Origin of the sequence: Lacipirellula parvula (assembly GCF_009177095.1) — a bacterium.
In the GTDB taxonomy this organism is placed as follows: domain Bacteria; phylum Planctomycetota; class Planctomycetia; order Pirellulales; family Lacipirellulaceae; genus Lacipirellula; species Lacipirellula parvula.
Genome location: NZ_AP021861.1, coordinates 3,529,056 through 3,548,931, shown reverse-complemented (window position 1 = coordinate 3,548,931; position 19,876 = coordinate 3,529,056). Strand labels below are relative to the sequence as shown.

Below are 19,876 nucleotides of genomic sequence, written 5' to 3'. Positions count from 1 at the left end.
GCAAGCACCTCGTGATGGCTTCTACCCGGAAAGCTGTAAGTTTTGACGCGGTCGCCATTTCTACAGAATTCAGCAAATCGCCTTGACTCCGGTCGCAATGTGTCAATAAATTGGCACGTGTTAATTGAGTGACACTCGTCGGGCGTCGCTCTCACCGCAATTGCGAGGCTGAAATGGCGAAGAAAGCGAGTCGAGGATTGGCCGCCCGCGAGCAGCAGATCATGGAAGTGATCTACCAGCTCGGCAAGGCGTCGGTCGCCGAGGTGCGGGAGCGGCTCACCGATCCGCCCAGCTATTCGGCCGTGCGAACGATGATCGGCCATCTGGAGCGCAAGGGCCATTTGCGCCGCGATCGGGCCGGCGTGAAGCATCTCTACTCGCCCGTAAAATCGCCGCGATCGGTTGGGCGGTCGGCGCTGCGGGGACTAATCGAAACGTTTTTTCCAAGTTCGCCGGGCGATGCGCTCGCGGGGCTCATCGACGACACGGCGGCCAAGTTGACGGCGGAAGATCTCGACCGTCTAGAACAAGCCATTCAACGTGCACGCCACGAGGAGACGGAACATGGTCGGTGATTTGTTATCGCTCAACCGCCTCGTCGCCGTGGGCGGCGAATTGCTTGTCGACGTGGCGGTGAAGTCGCTGCTGGTGCTGTTCGCGGCGGCGCTAGTCGCGTGGGGCTTGCGGCGTCGTTCCGCAGCGCTGCAGCATGGCGTTTGGACGACGGGGTTTTGCGTTTGCCTCGTGCTGCCGTTGATCGCGCTCGCGGCGCCGGGGTGGAATTTGGCCATTTTGCCGGCGTCGTTGCCAACTAACGCGGCGAGCAGCGGCGGGTATTCGCAGGCTGGGAGATTTGATTCGCAGCGAGCCGATTCGCAACGTCAGAACGACCGGCAACGCGACATTGGATTTGCAGGGCGCTCCCCACAGGGCGGCATGTTGCCAGCGAGTGGGCCGGATGCTGAGCCTGCACCCTCCGCGTCGCCGCCGTCGCCAAGCTTCAGTTCCCCCGCGTTCGCGAGGGCTCAGACAGTGCCAGTCTCTTGGACCCAATTGGCGTTTGTCTGCTGGCTCGCGGGCGTCGCGTTGCTTGCGATTCGCAGTGGTTGGCGCGGCTGGCAGCTGCGCAGCTTCTTACGCAAGTGCCATGCAGTGACTGACGAACGATTGCTGGAGCGGTTCGCGGCGGCAGCGCGGCGATTGGAGTTCGGCGGCGCTGCGCGCCTGCTGGAGTCCGCGGGCGCCGAAGGGCCGCTGGTGGCGGGGATCGCCGCTTCGAAGGTAGTGCTACCGGCGGGCGCCGCTGCTTGGAGCGACGAGCGGTGTGAGATGGTGCTCCTCCACGAGTTATCGCACGCGAAGCGGCGCGACGTGCTGACGCAAACGATCGCCGGCGTGGTGGGCACGCTGCACTTCTTTAACCCCATCGCTTGGTTCGGGCTCGCGCAAATGCGGAAGCTCCGCGAACTGGCGTGCGACGATATGGTGGTCGCCGCCGGCCAGCGGCCGAGCGACTACGCCCACGTGCTGTTGGAAGTGGCTCGCGTTTATTGCCATCGCCGGCGGGCGCTGGCGGTGGGGATGGCCCGCGGCGCGAACGTCGAGCGGCGGATTCTGGCGATTCTCGATCGCGCCCGCAACCGCGTCGCACTGTCGCAGCGGGCGATTCGCACGCTCCTTACCGCTGCCGTTGCGGCGGCGACGCTGGTGGGAACGGTTCGCCTGCAATCGCGGGCGGAGGAAACGGCGACGACAGCAGCCCGCGAAGCGTCGACGAAGATTGCCGGAGCCAAGTCGTCGGCTAAAGACGACGCGCCAGCAGCTGCTCCGCCAGCGGCGGATTCGAAAGAAACGCCAACGAGCGAAGCCCCCGATCCCGAAGGCCGGATCATGGAGGTGCTTATCACCGATGAAGCGGGGGCGCCGTTGCCTGACGCGAGGATGGTGGCATCGATCTGGGAGTTGGAAGGGAAGCGAGCCTATCCAACCAAGACGTATGTCGCTGACAAAGACGGCGTCATGAAAGTGGCCGTTCCACAACAGTTGAATATTCTGCGGTTTTTCCCTTCAGCGCCCGGCTATGTGCCGGCGTTTACGAATTTTGCTGAGGGAACGCACGAGGACGGCAAGCTGATCCCCGCTAAATACCATTTCAAACTGCAACGCGGGACGAAATTAGGAGGGCAAGTCGTCGACGTGGATGGCAAGCCGATTGCTGGGGTGCGCATTGACGTCAGTGTTCAAGACGACGAACCAAATTGGGGACCAAACCCACGCGCAACGACTTGTACCTGGCTGACGGATGAGGACTTTAGCGGCGGGCCCGCTCAGACCGATCAGGAGGGACGCTGGTCGATCAATTGCGCGCCGGCAGCGACGCCAGGCGATGACTTCGATTTCCAACTGAAATTCCTTCATGACGACTACATCAGCGACGAAAACTGGGGCGAGCTGCAGCGAACTAATGGCGTGACAGTTGCTCAGCTGCGAGACGCGACGGCGAAGGTCGTCATGCGGCGCGGCGTGCCCGTTGTGGGAACGATTACTGATCTCGAGGGCCGGGCAGTGACCAAGGGACTGGTCATTTGGAGCGATAATACTTACTTCGCGGATGGCGTGAACGAATGCCAGATCGGCCAGGAGGGTCAGTTTGAAACGGAGCCGTTCGAGTTGGGAAAACGATGGCTTACCGTTCTCGCACCTGGTTATGCTCCGCAGCGACGCCAAGTCCGCGTACGCCCGGGGTTGCCGCCCTTGCACTTCACACTGAATCCCGGACACCGCGTGACGCTTAAGGTCGTCGATCAGCATGGCAAGCCGATCCCCAATGCCTACGTCGGCATCGGTCCGTGGCGTGGCGTCGATGCCATCTACAACGAAAAGCATCCGAACGTGCCGGAATCGCACATCCCGCGGCACGCGGACGAACATGGCCTCTACGTTTGGGATTGGGCGCCGGAGGATGCGGTGACGTACAATGTCTCCGCGAAGGGTTATACAGCCACGTCGGCAACGCTGGTCGCCAAGCCGGAGGGCGCACCGCACGTCGTCGAGTTGGCAAAGCAGCTACTCGCTGCGGGAAAGGTGACAGACGCCGGCACGGGAGAACCGATTCAGAAGTTCTCGGTCGCTCCGGTTATTGAGTTCCAGCCTGGCCATCTGAGTTCGCGACTCGATCATCTCAAGTCGGCAAGCAACGGCGCCTACGAGTTGCCGTTGGAAGGCGGAGGTTCCGATTCGTACCGTTACCGCGTCCGCGTCGAGGCCGACGGCTACCGCTCCAAAGTGAGCGAGCAGAGTTACGGCGTGAAGGACGGCCAAGTCTCGCAGGACTTCGCCTTGGAGCCTGCACCAGATCGGCAAGGAGAGGTTGTCGACGCAGCGGGCAAGCCGGTCGCGGGAGCCACGGTCGTCGAAGCAACGGTGAGTATCGTCCCGTCGATCTATCGGAACAAGGTTGATTTCGGCAGTCGACAAATTGAAACGGATGGCGAAGGACGCTTTCAGCTGCGTGCAACTAGCGAGAAGTACCTGCTTCGAATATTTCACGACTCGCTAGGGTTCGCAGAGATCGCCCGTGAACCCGACGAGCCGATCGGGACCATCGCCCTACAACCTTGGGCGAACGTCTCGGGGCAACTCCTGCAAGCAGGCAAGCCGGTGGCCAACGAGCGGGTCCTCCTGTACGCAATCGGGGAGCCGCCGCTTGGCGAGCCGCGTATCCAAGGAAACTACCAAGCGCTGACCGATGGCGATGGTCGATTCGAATTTGAGCGAGTGGCGCCGGCGCCGAGTTCTATCAGTGCGCTGCTGGGGCCATGGCGAGAATCGCCGCTTGCCTCCAGTCAGTCGGAGCCGCTCGATTTGCAACCAGGCGAACGCCGCACGGTGGCACTTGGCGGCGAGGGGGGGGCGATTTCCGGCCGCGTCGTGGCGACAGGGCGTGAGAACGACAAGCTCGACAAGAATTGGTCGCTCAGCTACCTCATCAGCCGCGACCACGGCATCGAGTTTCCGGAAGCGTTGCCGCGGCCTAGTTTCGATCCGACAAAGCCGGTCGAAGCGAGCTGGTTTCTCGACCCCGCCAGCAACGACTGGCAGTCGACTCGTCGCAGCTATTTTGTGAAGCTGACGCCCGACGGGGCGTTCCGCGTCAACGGCGTGCCGCCCGGAACGTACGACCTTGTGCTGCGGCTCTACGAGCAGCCCGCCGGGTGCTTGGTCGAGACGATTGGCGAGAAGGTCGTGACCGTGGAGGTGACCGAGGCCGACGCGGCGGCGGGCCTCAAAGAGATCGGCGAGATCGAAGTTCCCTGCCGTAGCGGGCCGCGCATTGGGCAATCGATGGCGGCGTTCAAGTTCGTCGATGCGAACGGGAGAGAGCTGCACGTCAACGATCTCAAGGGGCGGCACGTGTTAATGCATGCGTGGGCGAGTTGGTGCGGGCCCTGCTTGGAGAGTATGCCGCAACTAAAGGCGACGGTCGATCGGTTGGCGCAGCAGCCGATTACGGCGGTTGGGCTTAACCTCGATCGCGACCCCGAAGCTGGAAAGCGGATCGCTGAGCGCGAAGGGATGAGTTGGGCCCAGAACTATCTCGGGGACCAGTCCGATCTCGCGAAGCAGTTGGCGCTCAGCTCCGTACCGACGTACTACCTCATTGGGCCCGACGGAACGCTGCTGGCGTCGACGACCGAGTGGAGTGCGATGGAGGCGGAGCTTGCTAAGGCGTTTGACTGAAGCTGCGTTGGTAAGAGCCGGTGGCTTTGATGGGCGTTGCCGCTATTCGCCGCGGAAGGCGCCGCCGGTGAGGCTGGCGACGGTTCGCAAGAAGTTCGACATGTCTTTGTCAAAATAGTTGCCGAGGCCGATCGTGTTGACCGGGATGCCGGCGTGCTGGCGGCAGAGTTGGTAGATCTGCTGAGCGAGTTCGTCCTGGTAGACGCCCGACGCAACTTTGCTCGGCGCTCCGTCGGAGAGGAGCAGGATCGTGTCGACGTCGTATTCGTATGCCTTTTGGAAGGCGGCGTGCGTGTCGGTCCAGCCGCCGGGAGAGACGGTTGAGAGTTGTTGCAGCAGCAGGTCGCGCATCAGCGCCCCCTGCTCGCCCATAAGGCTAGCGAGCTTGCCGTCTTGCGGGAACGTGCGGACGTCGGTCGAGTAAACGATCAGCACGCACTCTTGAACGTTGAGATGCTTGAGCCACGTGGCGGTAATTTCTTGCGCTTCGCTCCAGCGGTCGCTGCCGCCGGCGCCCTCTTGCCGCATGCTGCCGGAGGCGTCGAAGAGGATCGCCACTTTCCGCATCGGCCCGCGGAGGCCGACGAGGGCGCGGTTGTTTTCCGCTTCGGCGAGGAGTTCGGCCTGACGCTTGCGTTCCGCGGCGGTGAGTTCGGTTTGCAGTTGCTGCTTTTCCAGTTTGAGCGTGGCGAGCATCTCGGTGGCCCGCTTCAAATCGGCGAGATAGTCCTCGGCCTTCTTGTCGGCTGCGGCGGCTTGGGCCCGCAGGTCCTCAGCTGTTTTGTCGGCGAGTTGCTTTGCAGCGCTTACGTCGACGTTCATCTCTTCGAGGCGCGTCTTGAGCGCCGTGACGAGCGTCGTCAACTCGGTGGCTTGCTTGGTGAGCCGGTCGCGCTGGGCTTCGACTTCTTCCAGGGCGGCGATTTTCTCGGCGAGTTTCGCGGTGAGCGATTCGAGTTCGGACTGCAGCGAAACGTTCGTGGCGCTCGCCGTATCACGGGCGCCTTCGATCGCTAGCTTTTCTTTGGCGAGCGCTTCCTTCTGGGCGAGGAGCGTCTTCTGCTGGCGGGAGAGTTCGCTCTTCTCGGCGACCAGGGCGTCGAGCTTGGCGTTGAGTTCCGCCAAGGCGGTGAGCTTTTCAACCAGCTTCGCCTGCAACTGGTCGCGCTCCGCTTGGGTGAGTGTCAGCCGGTCTTTGCTTTCGGCGAGCAGTTGCCGAGCCGATTCGAGTTCGCGGGCCGTTGCGGCGAGGGTTGCGGAGATCGCGGTATTCTGATTCGCGAGTGCGTTCTGTTCGGCGGCGCCCTTGTTGAGCTTCGAATGCAAAAAGATGGCGATCACCATGACCAACACCATGGTGAAAAGCGTCACGTCGTTGCTCGCGATCCAACCAGCCAGGCCGGCTTCGCTCGATCGCGAGGTGACTCGTTCAAGATGCATGCTTAGTGCTCCAGGCGTACGACCTGAATATTTGTGGGAGGGGTCTCCGACCCCGAAGCGGCGTGCGTAAATCGGAATGGTATCGAGTGGTAAGCGAAATCGGCGTCGGAGACGCCTCCCACAGTTAAATGATCAGCGGGGACGGCTGTAGAGCCAGGTCTTCTTGTGACGAGCGACGGTGAGACTGCCGTGGTGTTCGACGTTCTGTTCCATCAGCTCGCGAATCTGCTCGGGCAGCGCGGCGATCGCGTCGGCGATGCTGCCCGCTTGGCCGAGAGCGGCGATCAGCTTGTCGACGTCTTCGCGCGACGCGCTGAACCGTTCGATCGACGCGAGCGTTCCCTGCAGTTGCTGCAGTGAGCGGTGGAGCGTCGCCAAATCGTGCGCGGCGGGCTGAATGCCATGCTCGACGAAGCCCGACAGCTTCTCTGCCGACTGGGCAACGGAACTCGCGGCGCCATGCAGCGCGGACTGTGCCGGGCCGGCGTCGTGCTCGATCGCATACTGAATGCGATTGCTCGCGGCGGCGAGCATCGTCGCAGCGCTGGTGAGCGACGCATCGATCTGTGCGAGTGAGCGGGCTGTTTCCGCCGCAGAACCGTTGAACTGCTCGGTGCGAGCGGCGAGGGCTTCGCTCGACGAGTGAATGTGAGCCACCGACGCGGCGAGCGACTGACTTGCCGCGTGGTGGAGTTTCGCCGCTTCGTTGAATTGCTGGTCGATCGTCGTGCGGAACGCGGCGACCGACACGTCGAGGTTGGCGACGGCCCGTTCGCCGGCAGGCGCCAAATCTTGCAACGCTTGAGCCGACGCGGCCGTTGCGTCGCGAATGACGCCGAGCGCGGCGGGGATGCCTTGCATCTCGCCCTTCATGCCGCCGATGATTCGCTCGAACTGCGCCGCCGCCTGTTGGAGCAGCGCGGTCGAGTGGCCGATTTGCTCCGAACTCTCGGCATGCCGCTTGGCCGTGCCGACGAGGATGCTGGCAAACGTTTCCATCTCGCCGATCGCCCGCATCGCCTCGCTCGGCGCTCCGTGGGCGACGTTCCGCCAAATGACGGCGTCGAACCAGGTGCGGGCCGACATGCGGAGCCGCTCGATCCGTCCGCCGACGCCTTGCAGCAGCACTTGATTGATCAACGCGAGAATGGCCCCGGCGCCAACGCCGCAAATGAGCGGCGTCACGGCGGCAAGAATCGTCTGCAGCGATTGGTCGCCAGCGTTGTCGACTTCGAGCCAGTAGAACCCGATGACGGTGAGCACCACGCCGAGCAGCGGCGCCATGATGCCCATCCGCTGGAGCAGCAGGTAGGCCCACTCGCTTCCGACGCGGGTGTCGAGTTCTTCGAGGGCGTTTTCGCGCGTGAAGTTCGTCGGCCGTTGTTCGCCGCTCGCCGGGAAGACCCGCAGCACCCAGTCGAGCCAGGCGAAGTCGACGACCGCCTCATTCGCCAGCGGCCGGCCGCTCTCGCCATTGTCGAGCTCGCGTAGCAACTGGCGAAGCATCCGGTTCTGATCCCACGCCTGAGCGTAGAGCTTCATGCTGAGAATCGTTTGAACGGCAAAGAAGACCATGCTGACGCCAATGACGACGGCCAGATGATTCGAAATCCCGGCGGCGCCATTCAGAAGGTTGGTGAGCACAGGCGATGTTCCCGAGGGAGCATGGGAGGTGGTGCGCCCCGCGGCCGCATGGGAATTAGCAGCGCGAGCGAGGCGACGGCGGTTCCTATAACCTAACAGGCGGGAATCGGGGGTCGCCAGCAGAAAATGGGGGAAACGTTGCGGTTTGGCCGGCGACTGAGTGGCTGCAGACGCGGATGCGAAGCTGGGGAGAGTATGCGGGCGGCGGGTGGCTCAAGTCGGCGTACTCGCCTACCAGGGCGGCAACTGGGGCTAACCATCACCCGGAGGCGCGACCGCTGGCAGCATGCGGTGCTAGTTCACACGCCTGCAGAAACGAGCACGCCGGCGCGCACCGGCGTGGCCGGCGTTTCCTTCGCCAGCAGCCGACGGCGGAAATGGAGATGCCGGCGCCGGGTAATTTCGACGAGCGGCCGCCGCTATCGAAGGGGCGAACTGCTCAACGGAGGAGTCAACAAGATTTCCCTAGTCCTTGCGAAACCGCGGTAGTGGGCGGCCCGGATTGGCGTGCTCGCTGATTCGCGTGTGAAGCCGCGGTTGATAGATTGAACGTGGTGAAGTAGCTGGTACGCGCCTTCGACAACATCGCATCGATGGCGGCTGTCGCGGCGGGGCGGCTGGTAATGCAGGAAATGTTCACGATCGGGACTGTCCCCATAAAACCACCAGCTCTGCCGGTGGACGAAATGCAGGTTGGCCGTATTTCTCGCCGTCTGCCGGCGGAGACAGTGACTTCCATCGAACGGCGAATAAAAAACCCTCGGCCCGCGAGCGAGCGGACCGAGGGTCGACGTTGCTGAGGAAGAACTTACTCGGCTCAGAACTCTTCAAACCCGCCGTGCCCAGCGCCGGCGCCGACCAGTTCGAACTCTTCCGCCCGACTGCTGGTCGCCTTGACAGCCTTCCGCTTGGCCGGCTTGCTCGGCGTCGAATAGCTTGGGGCTTTTGGCTTGGCAGCGGTCGCCTGCGGGGCGTAGCTGGGCTTCGTCGTCTGCTTCGCATCGCGGTTCAGGTTGAACTGAGCCACGACCATTTGCAGCTGCTCCGCTTGCCCCGACAGAGCTACGGCGGTGCCGCTCATCTCTTCGGTTTGCGAGGCGTTCGACTGCGTCACTTGGTCCATCTGAGCGACCGCCTTGTTGATCTGCTCGATGCCGACCGTTTGCTCACGGCTGGCAGCGGCAATCTCGGCGACGATGTCGGTCACGCGCTTCACGCTCGTAACGATCATGCCCAAGGTCTCGCCCGACTTGTTGACCAGTTCCGAACCAGTTTCAACCTTCTGCACCGAGTCTTCGATGAGTCCCTTGATCTCGCGGGCGGCAGTCGCCGAACGCTGAGCCAGGTTGCGAACTTCGCCGGCGACGACCGCGAAGCCACGACCTTGTTCGCCGGCACGAGCGGCCTCGACCGCGGCGTTGAGAGCGAGCAGGTTCGTTTGGAACGCGATCTCGTCGATCGTCGTGATGATGTCGGCAATCTTCCGCGACGAGCGGTTGATTTCACTCATGGCGTCGACGGCCTGAGCGACGACGGCGCCACCCTTTTCGGCCGTTTCACGCGAGCTGTTCGCGAGTTGGTTGGCCTGGTCGGCGTTGTCGGCGTTTTGGCGGACGGTCGCGGTAATTTCTTCCAGCGACGAAGCGGTTTCTTCCAGGCTCGAAGCCGATTGCTGGGCGCCAGAGCTCAGCTGTTCGCTCGCCGCGGCCAGTTGCTGCGAGGCGGAGGCGACGCTGTTCGAGATGTCGTCGACCTCGACGATCGCTTTGGTGAACCAGCGGCTGATACAGATCGCGAGGCCCAGCCCAAGAACGACGTTGACCGCCAAGACGATCAACGTCACGTTGCGGCCGACGGTGTAACCGGCCTGCGCTTTGACGACTTCTTCATCGCCCCCTTGCTGATTGAATTTGATGTCGTCGGCGATGAGCGTGTTCAGCTTGGCCACCAGCTGCTGCGACTGCCCGTCGAGAGCGGCCCCTGCTTCTTCCTTCTTGTCTTCGCGCGAGAGGCTCATGATGCGAGCGCTTTCGGCGAAGTAGGCGTTCAACACGCCTTTCAGTTCGTCGAGGATTTTTCGCTCCGCCTCCAGCGTGCAAGCAGCGACGAGGTTCTCCATGCTCTTCTCGCAGGTGGCTTGGAGTTCGCCGAGATTCTTGTCGACCTGAGCCGTTGCTTCCGGGGTCGCAGCGGCAAGGTGGCGATACTCTTGAATGCGGAAGTCGGAGGTCGCCGTGTTTAGAGCGTTGGCCGCGCTGATGCCAGGCATCCAGTTCGTCGAAAGTTCCGTGCAATTGCCGTTGAGAGCGCCCATCTTCCAAATGGAAACTGAGCCCATGACGCCCATGAGCAGCAAGAGCGCCAGAAACGCGGAGAACAGCTTGGCGCCGACGCTCAACCGTTTAAACCAACTCATGACAATAATCCTGTATCGAGTGAGAGAAAAAAACCGAAAAATTTGCAACGCAAACGCTATGCGGCCTCAAGCGCCGGCAACCCGGCTTCTTCGACTCCAACGAGTCGCCCAGTGTCGAGCAACATCACGATGCGATCGCCCAACTTCCCCATACCGGTGATGCAAGACGCATCGCCGACGGCGGTCAACTCCGGCGGATCGGAGATGGAACCATGGGGGATGTTTAACACGTCGGAAACGGTGTCGACCACCAGGCCGACGACGCGCGCACCGACGTTCACCACGATGATGCAGGTGAACTGGTCGTACTCCTTCGCCGTCATCGCGAACCGAGCGCGAAGATCGATGATCGGCACCACGGTGCCGCGTAGATTCATCACGCCGCGCACGAACGGCGGAGCGTTCGGAATCGGCGTGATCTTCGAGAAGCCCTTGATTTCCTGCACCTGTAGGATCTCAATCCCGTATTCCTCGCTCTGAAGGGTAAAAGTTAAAAACTGCCCGTTTTCTCGGGCCAAATCCAACTCTGCGGCCGAATAGTCGTCTTGCATCGCATCCTCCGTTTACCGTTCGCCGTCGCAAGCGCACGCCGCGAGCGAACCGGGCAATCGATGGATTGCCACGGCGAACAGTGAATTGAATCGCAGCTCAATAGCTTGGCGATGCCCTAACAGTACGCTCGCCGTTACGCGAAGCGAGCTATCGTCGATTGCGGGTATGCGCGTATAAGAGATATCCGGCGCCAATTATATGCTGAGCGGCAGCGGCGACGATTGTGACGCTGCGTCGCCAGCGGCGCCGATGGTCTGTTGGCCGCGAGTCAGCGACGTGAGCTGAAAGCGGAGTGGCGCACGATGAAGGCGTCGCGCGATGTTGTAAAGAAGTCGCAACGAGCGGATGCGCAAGCGTTGCGCAGAGTTCAGGCCTTGCTGCGCATATCTAATGAGCAAGGAGCCGACGGAGAATGGTTGCGTGTCGATCGGATCGACAGTGTGTGGTGGCGTATTTTGCGACAGACTGCAATTTGGCCGTTGTACCCATGCTGCCTATTTCCCTAATCGCATCTCGCGCAGCGGCGCGCGATCGAAGCAGCCGACAGGTACTAAGTGCTGACTTGTCTCAGCGTTAGCCGTAACCATTCACTGAGGGGTGATGACGCTAGTGCGATTCCTTTATAGCTTTAGCAGTCTCAGAAATTATTGTTGTGACAATAGGCGAGTTAAAAGTCGGGTTACTTGACTAAGTGATTGGTGAAGTAAAAATAGCGACGGCGATGCACTCTCTCGAGGAACCGTTTTATCTTCCGGCTGAGGGGCTTGCCGTGGTTGCTACTTCCCAAAATTGATCGACGTCTTCGCGCGGCGATCAGATTGTTGGCTTCTCACAGGAGTACGCTCATGAAGACGGCGATACGATCACTGCTGTTCACGGCGGTCCTTGCAACCGGAAATGCATTGGGAGCGAATCTGGTGACGAACGGCAGCTTCGAGCAAGGACCTCCCATCCCAGGTCGACTGCTCACAATCAATGCACCCGACGGATCGACTCTGCCAGGCTGGACCGTGGCCAGCAACGATCTTGAGATCGTCACTAACGTCGAATGGCCGGCTGCGGACGGGAGTCGGAGCATCGACCTGAACGGGGTGACGAATGCTTCGATGTATCAAGACGTCGGCGGTCTGAACGTTGGCAGCTCCTACCTGTTGAGCTTCGCGTTGAGCGGCAACCCGTATGTTAATGGCGACCCAGTAGGAACGGCGGACAACGTGAAAAATCTGCGCGTCTCGATTGCTGGCGTAAGTACAGATCTTGAGTTCGACGTCGCACCCTACCATTGGCCTACGCCGGCGTTGGTTCCGAACATGGGATGGCGGACCGAAAACATGATATTCGTCGCAACGAACGCCACGGAGCGGCTTCTCTTTGCGAGCCTCGATCCATTCAATTCCACGCGCGGGCCGGCGATTGATAATGTTTCGGTAACGTTGGTGCCGGAGCCCGCTGTGTTGTGGTTAGCGGCGGCGTGGGCGGTCGCGCCGCGCTGGCGCCGGACTGTCGCGTCCCGACCCAAGTAGCTCGATGTAGGCGCGTAACGCCTCAAGATGATCGCGATTGGCCCGCAGGCCGACGTGGCCGTCGGGGCGGATGAGCAGCAGGGTGAGGTCGTTCACGCCGAGTTGGCTGGCGGCAGCGGCAGTGAGTTGCGCGTGCGAGTGCAAGTCTGTGTCGCTGGCGATGAACGTTGCCGTCGATTCGACTAGTAAACTTCCGCCGTTGCTCTCGATCGTCGCGGCGAGTTGCACTGCACGTTCAGCGGCTGTCGGCGATGCAGCGATGACGATCGCCGTGTGGCCGGGGCGATGGGCCAACTCGTGCAGCAGGGCCGCGGCGCCGTTCCCGTGTCGGATTTTGATTGTGTCGGGGAGGCGGTGGCCCGGCGCGAGCGCGTCGTGCCGGTCGCCCATCACGATCGGCGAGGCGCAGTATTCGATGTCGAGTTCCGCCTCGGCAATCGATTCATGGTGGCGAGTGGTCGGGTTTGAGAAGATATTGCGGAGTTCCTCGTCGCGCGCGCGGCGTTCGGCGGGGTCGGTGATCGACTGGGCTTGCTCAAAGGCGTAGCCGGAAGCGGTGATCATCTCGGCGACCGGGCGGCGTTCGGCTTCGTAACTGTCGAGGATGCTCTCGGCCGCGCGGCCTTGGCAAACGAGTGCCAATTTCCACGCTAAATTAAAAGCGTCTTGCAGGCCGCTGTTCATGCCGTGGCCTTGCGAAGGCGAGCAGACATGGGCCGAATCACCGGCGAGGAAGACGCGGCCCGATCGGTAGTGCGATGCGACCTTCGTGTGGCAGTGGAATCGCGTCGGGTGCGAAACGTCTGTGAACGAAATCTGCGGCAAGTATTGCTGCAACGTCGCCGCCGCATCGGTTTCGAGGTCCGACTGCTCGGAAGTCGGCCGCAAGTAAACGCGCCATCGCCGGCCGGCCAGCGCCGTGAGAATCACTGGCGGTTGGTCGAGGTAGGCGTAGTTCGCCTCGTAGGAGTGAGGCCAGCCGGCGATCGTCGTGTCGAACACGGCCCAGGGATCGGGCTGATCGTGGCCAGTGAGTTCGATGCCGCTCAGCTGCCGCGTGACGCTGCGAACGCCGTCGCAGCCGACGGCCCACTTGGCGGTGATTTGCTCCGTCGCGCCGTTGTGATCGACGGTCGCCAGCACGCCGTCGGCATGTTGTTCGAGATTAATCAACCGCGACGCACGCTGCACATGGCCGCCGAGCTGCTCCAAATACCCGGTGAGGATTGTCTCGGTCACTTCCTCCGAGATGCCAATATTAAATCCATAGCGGCTACCGCAGATGGCAAGATCAATATCGCCAAGCACGCTGCCGGCCGAGTGGATGAGGGCGCGGCGCTGCTTCACGCCCGCAGCGAGCAGCGGCTCGACGATGCCGAGCGACTCGAAAATTTCGAGCGAGCGAGGGTGCACGACGGTGGCGCGATCCCAGTGGAGCGGTTCGGGATTGGCGTCGATCAGCCGGCAAGCAACGCCGCGGCGCTGGAGTTCGGCGGCTAGGAGCAAACCAGTCGGCCCGGCGCCGACGATGAGGACTTCTGTTTCGGTGGGCATGTGAGCGGCGAGGCGAACTGCAGGGGCGGCGGGAGGGAATCTATCGAAGTGAATAGTTGAAGTTTAACACATGGCGGCAGTGACCCGGGAGTTTGGCGTAGCGGCGTGAGTATGCGGCGACGTCGGCGCAAAAAACTAGCCCCCGGTCAGCGACCGGGGGCTAGTGATGAAGAGTCAACTAGTCGCGGCGATTGCCGCGATTCGTCGTCGTTAGCGACGACGACGAACCAACCCAATGCCCGCCAGCAGCGCCAAGCCAATCGTGCTCGGTTCCGGCACGGCCATCACGGCCTGCAGGATCTGCCCGTTGCCGCCGCTGACGATCTGGTAGCTCCAACCCGTTGGGGCGGTGAAGGCGATGCCGCTGTCGACGATGCTCGCCGCGGTGAGCAGATTATACACGTTCTGCGTCGGTGCGGCATTCGTCGCATCGAACACCAGCGCGGCGCCGGAGCTAAACGTCGCCGTGCCGGTGACGGCCAGTTGCGAGAGGATGTCGCCCGTTTCGAGTTCGAAGGCGAGCGTGCCGAGGCCGTTGGCCGTGTTGCCGACGAGCATGTTGCCGGTGACGTCGATCGTGGCGTCGTCGCCGACGACGCGGAACTCGCCGACGCCGTTGTTGGCGACGTTGAGCGCGGTGGCAATGTTCAGATCGCCGGCCGAGATCTTGTACAAGCCGCTGTTGGCGCCGGTGGCCGTTTCGCGGTTGCCGATCGACAGCGTGCCGTTGAAGTTGGCGACGCCGCCAGTTTGGAAGAACTTGGCGGCTCCTTGCCGACCGACGATGCCGCCGGTGGTCGAGTTAATGACGCCTGTGCCACTCAGGTTGTAGGTCGTGTCGCCGCTGCCCGAGTCGCCGACGCGGAGATCAAGCGTCGTGTTGAGCGTGCCGCCCGAGTGGTTGGTGACGACGCCGGTCGCCGTGCCGGCGCCCATCAGGAAGCGGTTGCCGGTGTTGAGGATCGCCGTGCCAGAAATGTTGGCGGTGGCGTTTACCGAGGCGCCGCGGCCGAGGAAGAAGTTGCCGCTGTGGGTCGTCGTGCCGCCGGAGATGCTGTAGCTGGAACCGACGTTGGCGATAAGGCTCGTGCTGGCGCCGACTTCGATCGAATCGTCGATCGAGACCAGGCCGCCCGTTTGCGTGAACGTCGACTTGGCGCCGTAGACGCCGACGACCAGGTCGGCGCCGGCGCTCATCGCCGAGACCGTACCGTCGACGTTGACGTGCCCCTGCACGCCGTTCATGGCGTTGTTCGATTCGCCGAGATTGATGTTCCCCAGCGTGGCGATCAGGGAGCCGCCGTTGGTGATGTTCACCGTACCCATACGGGCGACGTTGTTGCCGTAGCCGATCGCGATGAAGCGGGCCGCGGTGACACTGGTGCCGGCGCCGTCGATATTGAGCGTGCCGTTCTGCACGTTGCCGACCCACAACGAGGCGTTGGCGCCGCCGGCGCCGCCAACGGTCAGATCGATCTTGGCGCCGTTGCTGAGATTGACGATGCCCGTGCCTGGATTGGCAGGCGCCACCGTATTGTGGCCGACGCGCAGCTTCTGCAGGCTCACCGTGCCTGGCGTCGAGTAAGAAGCCGTTCCGCCGCCGCCGACGTGAACGACGTCGCTCGCGGTGGGCGTGAGATTGTTGGTGACGCCGTCGGTGTAATTGGGCCCCATGAGGTTGCCCGAGACGTTCGTCCCCTGCCAGTAGATGTTGGCTCCATGAAGCGGAGCGGCGACCAGGCAGAGGGCCGCCCCCGCGCCGAGCAGGCGCGAGAATCGATTGCGGATGTTCACAGTAGCGTTACTCCCAGATGTCGAGACGAGTGTTGCAAAGCTGATGTTTCGGGACGCCTGAACAGGAGTCCGCACGCCGCTGGCGGTCGAACCCAGGCGCTACGGGCAATGCCGCAACGCCTGGATTCTCCGCATGTCTGATCGCGACTGCAGGCGGGCCGTTTCCCCAGAAAAGTGCCGCCGGGAAGAACTCGCGCCTGATGAGCCTCAGTTACTTAACGGCGGCGCGACGGCGGTTACGGGAAGAATTTTGGAATTCGGGAAATTGTGAGAATAGCCGAGAAAAGTGGGCGTTTCGCGCTCTAGCCCCGGGCTCCGCCCGGGGGTGGCGTTACGTGAGGCGACGTCTGCTGTGACGGAAACCGACCCCCGGGCGGAGCCCGGGGCTAGTTGCCGGCCGTGGCCAACTCGATCGCCAGCTCGCGGACCCGGTTCGGGTCGACGTTGGGGTTCTTTTTCTTCGCCTGACCGATCAGCGAGGCGGCGGCTTGGAGTTTGCCCCCCTGAATGTCGGCGACCGTCTTCGGGTTGGCAGCCAGCAACTCTTTTACCAACTCGACGAGGGCCGACTCGTCGACCCGCTCGATTTTCAACTCCGCGAGCGCGGCGGTGATGTCGCAGCCTTGGGCGAGCATCAATTGGAACGCTTCCGGAGCGCGCGTCGAAGGAAGCAGGCCGTCATTCACGGCAGTGATCAATCCCGCCAGCTTCGTGGCGCTAATGCCGAACGCATCGATCGCTTGCTCGCGTTCTTTCAATTCGCGGAGCACCTGCTGGGTGACCCAATTGCAGGCGAGCTTCGGGTCTCCCGACTCGCCGGCAACGGCGAGGTAGTAGTCGATTACCGCGCGACCTTGGTTCACGAGCACGTCGGCGTCGTAGGGTGAGAGGTTGTAACCTTCGGTGAGCCGCGTGCGCAGATCGTCGGGGAGTTCGCCGAGTGACTCACGCACCGCTTCCACCTCGGCGGCAGAGGTGATCACCGGCGCCAAGTCAGGATCGGGGAAGTAGCGATAGTCGCTCGACTCTTCCTTGCTCCGCTGGCCGCGCGTGACGCCGGCGACGTCGTCCCAACCGCGGGTCTGCTTCGGCGCCTCGCCGAGTTGCCGGCCCGTCTCTTGCCACTCGCGATACTGCCGCGGCGCCTCGTACTCCAGCGCCCGTTCGACGGCGCGGAAGCTGTTCATGTTCTTGATTTCGACGATCGGTGTCGCGATCTTCTTTCCATCCTTCTCAAGATGAAGATTGACGTTCGCGTCGACGCGGAGGCTTCCCTCCTGCATGTTGCAATCGGAGACCGCGATGTAGGTCAGCAGCAGTTTCAGTTCGTCGAGAAAGGCTCGCGCCTCGGCGGAGCTGCGCATGTCGGGCTGCGAGACGATCTCCAGCAGCGGCGTGCCGGTGCGGTTGAGATCGATCTCGCTGTCGGCTTTGCCGTGCGCTTCGTCATGGACGCTTTTGCCAGCGTCTTCTTCGAGGTGCGCGCGGATGATGCCGATGCGTTTGGGCTCGAACTTGTCCTTCGGATCGCTGATTTCCAGATAGCCGTCGGCCGACATCGGCAAATCGAACTGGCTGATCTGATAACCCTTCGGCAGGTCGGGGTAGTAGTACTGCTTGCGATCCCACTTGGTGAACTCGGGGATGTTGCAGTTGAGCGCGACGGCCGTCTTCAGCGAGAGCTCGAACGCGCGGCGATTCATCACCGGCAGCGAACCTGGCATGCCAATGCAAACGGGGCACGTCTGCGTATTCGGCTCGGCGCCAAACTGCGTGCTGCAGCGGCAAAACAGCTTGCTCTGCGTCGCCAGCTGGACGTGAACTTCAAGGCCGATGACGGTGGTGTAGGGAACGTCGCTCATTTCGCCCCCGCAAGCGTGGGTTGCTTCGTGTGCCAATCAGTTGCCGCTTCAAACATCCGCGCCCCACGGAGGAGGCGGTCTTCTTCCAGCGGCGGGCCTTGGAGTTGCAAGCCGATGGGAAGACCTGCTTTAGTCATCCCGCACGGGAGGCTGATCGCGGGGATGCCGGCGAGGTTCGCGCTCACGGTGTAGAGGTCGACCAAGTACATCGCCAGCGGATCGTCAACCATCTCGCCGAGCTTGAACGCCGGGCCCGCGGTGACGGGGCCGACAATGAGATCGACTTGCTTGAACGCTTCGTCGAAGTCGCGGCGAATGAGCCGACGCACCTTCAGCGCCTTCAGGTAGTAAGCGTCATAGTAGCCGGCGCTCAGGGCGTAGGCGCCGAGCATGATGCGGCGTTTTACTTCAGGCCCGAAGCCTGCTTCGCGGGTGCTGCGATACATCCGCACCAGCGGCGAGTCGACGTTGTCGGCCGCGGCGGCGTTGCCCGCGGCAACGAAGGCTTGGCGTTCGGCGGCGAGATCCGCGAGCGCCGACGATTGATCCGCACGGAAGCCGTAGTGCACGCCATCGTAGCGAGCGAGGTTACTTGAAGCTTCGCTCGGAGCGATCACATAGTAAGCGGCCACGCCATACTTGCCGTGCGGCAGGGCGACCTCTTTCACTTCGGCGCCGAGCGACTTGTAGACTTCGATCGCCGACTTCACCGCGGTAGAAACTTCGGGATCGAGTCCCGCGCCAAAATGCTCTGGCACGATGCCAAGTTTTAAACCGGCGAGCGGCTTGTTGATCGATTCTGTGTAGGCCGGCGTCGGGCGATTGATCGACGTCGAATCGCGCGGATCGTGACCGGCGACGGCTTCGAGCAACAGTGCGGCGTCTTCAGTCGTCGTCGCGAACGGGCCGACTTGGTCGAGACTGCTCGCAAACGCGACGAGTCCGTAACGACTGACGCGGCCGTAGGTGGGCTTCATCCCGACGATGCCGCAGAGTCCGGCTGGTTGACGAATCGAGCCGCCGGTGTCAGTGCCGATCGCCAGCGGAGCGAATCGCGCCGCGACGGCCGCCGCCGAACCGCCGCTCGAACCGCCCGGCGTCCGCGTCGTGTCCCACGGGTTGCGCGTCGGTTGGAACGCCGAGTTCTCGGTCGAGCCGCCCATGGCAAACTCGTCCATGTTCGTGCGGCCGAGCAGCACCGCATCGGCCTGCTTCAACCGCGCCACGACCGTCGAATCATACGGCGGGCGGAACTCGGCCAGCATCCGCGACGCGCACGTGGTGATCGCCTGCGAGTCGCACAGCACGTCCTTCACCGCGACTGGAATCCCGGCGAGCGGGCCGAGCTTTTCGCCCGCAGCGCGCCGCTTGTCGACGGACTTCGCTTGCTCCAGGGCGCGCTCGCCATCGACGCGAAGAAAGGCGCCGATCGACTGATCATGCGCGACGATGCGATCGAGGCACGCCTGCGTCAGTTCGACGGACGTGAGTTCGCCGGAAGCCAGCGATTTGCGAAGCTCACTGGCAGGTCGATCGACGATAGACATGGGCGGCAAGCTCTCAGCTTCAGCGTTCAGCAGTCAGCCAGACATGCACGCGACGCCGTCGGGCTGACTGCTGAACGCTGACGGCTGAACGCTGACTCGCTACTCGCCCAACACCGGCGGCACCAAATAGCCGCGGCCATTTTGCCGCGGTGCGTTAGCGAGAGCCGCCTCGCGCGGCAAGCTTGGTGCGACGACATCGTCGGCAAAAACGTTCGTCACCTCGACCGCATGAGCCATCGGCTCAACGCCTTCGGTGTCGACTTCGGCAAGCTGGTCGACGTAGCCGACGATTTGGGTAAGCTGCTCCGTCATGGTCCCCAGCTCGGGTTCGGTGAGCCGGAGCCGGGCGAGGAGCGCGACCTTTTCAACGTCGGCACGCGTGAGCGCCATCGGGCTTAGGCCTTCGCAGCGCCGACGGGCAGCTTGAACGGAGCGACGCGGACGATCTTCTTCACGCCGCCCGAGCGGATGCACTGGGTGCAAACGAGCTGGCTCTTGTTGGCGCCGCCGGCGGTCACGACGTTGACCCGCTGCAGATTCGGCTTGAACGTCCGCTTGGTGATGCCGGTAATCTTAGTACCGACGCCGCCGAGGTACTTCTTCTTACCGCGGATGGTGACCTGGTTACCAACCTGAGGGCCCTTGCCGCAGACTTCGCACTTTCTGGCCATGATCGATCCTGTGTACTTCTCAAAAAACGCTATGTGTCTGATCGCCGCGAGTGAGGCCGGGCCATCCGATGACCGCTGGCTGAGGCTCGCAGAAGCGTGCCCGTGGGCGACCAGTATTGATCGGTCGTTGTAG

General features: G+C 62.6%; 13 protein-coding genes. 3 read left to right on the top strand and 10 right to left on the bottom strand.

The window, feature by feature from the left end; translation table 11 throughout:
* The first annotated feature begins 173 nt into the window (after positions 1-173).
* Positions 174-575 (top strand): BlaI/MecI/CopY family transcriptional regulator, encoded by a 402-nt coding sequence (locus PLANPX_RS13920; RefSeq protein WP_152099319.1) that lies wholly within the window; start codon positions 174-176, stop codon positions 573-575.
* The gene (locus tag PLANPX_RS13915; protein WP_152099318.1) at positions 565-4,740 is read left to right on the top strand and encodes a M56 family metallopeptidase; all 4,176 of its coding nucleotides are present in this window, start codon (positions 565-567) and stop codon (positions 4,738-4,740) included. Before PLANPX_RS13920 ends, PLANPX_RS13915 begins: the two co-directional genes overlap by 11 nt.
* 42 nt (positions 4,741-4,782) lie before the next feature.
* Here the strand turns inward: PLANPX_RS13915 and PLANPX_RS13910 are convergent, their stop codons facing one another.
* The 4 genes from PLANPX_RS13910 to PLANPX_RS13895 all read right to left on the bottom strand — a co-directional run bounded on the left by PLANPX_RS13910 (position 4,783) and on the right by PLANPX_RS13895 (position 10,791).
* Positions 4,783-6,180: a vWA domain-containing protein gene (locus PLANPX_RS13910; protein WP_152099317.1), complete on the bottom strand. Its 1,398-nt coding sequence runs from the start codon at positions 6,178-6,180 to the stop codon at positions 4,783-4,785.
* A 132-nt stretch (positions 6,181-6,312) separates the two neighbouring features.
* Positions 6,313-7,824: a hypothetical protein gene (locus tag PLANPX_RS13905; protein ID WP_152099316.1), complete on the bottom strand. Its 1,512-nt coding sequence runs from the start codon at positions 7,822-7,824 to the stop codon at positions 6,313-6,315.
* A gap of 817 nt (positions 7,825-8,641) precedes the next feature.
* Entirely contained in the window at positions 8,642-10,240 is a 1,599-nt protein-coding gene (locus PLANPX_RS13900; RefSeq protein ID WP_152099315.1) for a methyl-accepting chemotaxis protein, read from the bottom strand.
* A 56-nt stretch (positions 10,241-10,296) separates the two neighbouring features.
* Positions 10,297-10,791 (bottom strand): chemotaxis protein CheW, encoded by a 495-nt coding sequence (locus PLANPX_RS13895; protein ID WP_152099314.1) that lies wholly within the window; start codon positions 10,789-10,791, stop codon positions 10,297-10,299.
* Between the two features lie 846 nt (positions 10,792-11,637).
* Between PLANPX_RS13895 and PLANPX_RS13890 the strand changes: the two genes are divergently transcribed.
* Positions 11,638-12,315 (top strand): DUF642 domain-containing protein, encoded by a 678-nt coding sequence (locus PLANPX_RS13890; protein WP_152099313.1) that lies wholly within the window; start codon positions 11,638-11,640, stop codon positions 12,313-12,315.
* Here the strand turns inward: PLANPX_RS13890 and PLANPX_RS13885 are convergent.
* The 6 genes from PLANPX_RS13885 to rpmB all read right to left on the bottom strand — a co-directional run bounded on the left by PLANPX_RS13885 (position 12,253) and on the right by rpmB (position 19,743).
* Entirely contained in the window at positions 12,253-13,869 is a 1,617-nt protein-coding gene (locus tag PLANPX_RS13885) for an FAD-dependent monooxygenase (protein ID WP_152099312.1), read from the bottom strand. The genes PLANPX_RS13890 and PLANPX_RS13885 overlap by 63 nt on opposite strands.
* Positions 13,870-14,079: 210 nt before the next feature.
* Positions 14,080-15,663 (bottom strand): PEP-CTERM sorting domain-containing protein, encoded by a 1,584-nt coding sequence (locus PLANPX_RS13880; RefSeq protein ID WP_152099311.1) that lies wholly within the window; start codon positions 15,661-15,663, stop codon positions 14,080-14,082.
* Between the two features lie 386 nt (positions 15,664-16,049).
* Entirely contained in the window at positions 16,050-17,525 is a 1,476-nt protein-coding gene (gatB, locus tag PLANPX_RS13875) for an Asp-tRNA(Asn)/Glu-tRNA(Gln) amidotransferase subunit GatB (RefSeq protein ID WP_152099310.1), read from the bottom strand.
* Positions 17,522-19,072: an Asp-tRNA(Asn)/Glu-tRNA(Gln) amidotransferase subunit GatA gene (locus PLANPX_RS13870; protein ID WP_152099309.1), complete on the bottom strand. Its 1,551-nt coding sequence runs from the start codon at positions 19,070-19,072 to the stop codon at positions 17,522-17,524. Before PLANPX_RS13870 ends, gatB begins: the two co-directional genes overlap by 4 nt.
* A gap of 99 nt (positions 19,073-19,171) precedes the next feature.
* Positions 19,172-19,462 (bottom strand): Asp-tRNA(Asn)/Glu-tRNA(Gln) amidotransferase subunit GatC, encoded by a 291-nt coding sequence (gatC, locus tag PLANPX_RS13865; protein ID WP_152099308.1) that lies wholly within the window; start codon positions 19,460-19,462, stop codon positions 19,172-19,174.
* A gap of 5 nt (positions 19,463-19,467) precedes the next feature.
* Positions 19,468-19,743 carry a 50S ribosomal protein L28 gene (gene rpmB, locus PLANPX_RS13860; RefSeq protein WP_152099307.1) on the bottom strand — a complete coding sequence of 92 codons (276 nt, stop codon included), beginning with the start codon at positions 19,741-19,743 and terminating at the stop codon, positions 19,468-19,470.
* Positions 19,744-19,876: the final 133 nt, after the last annotated feature.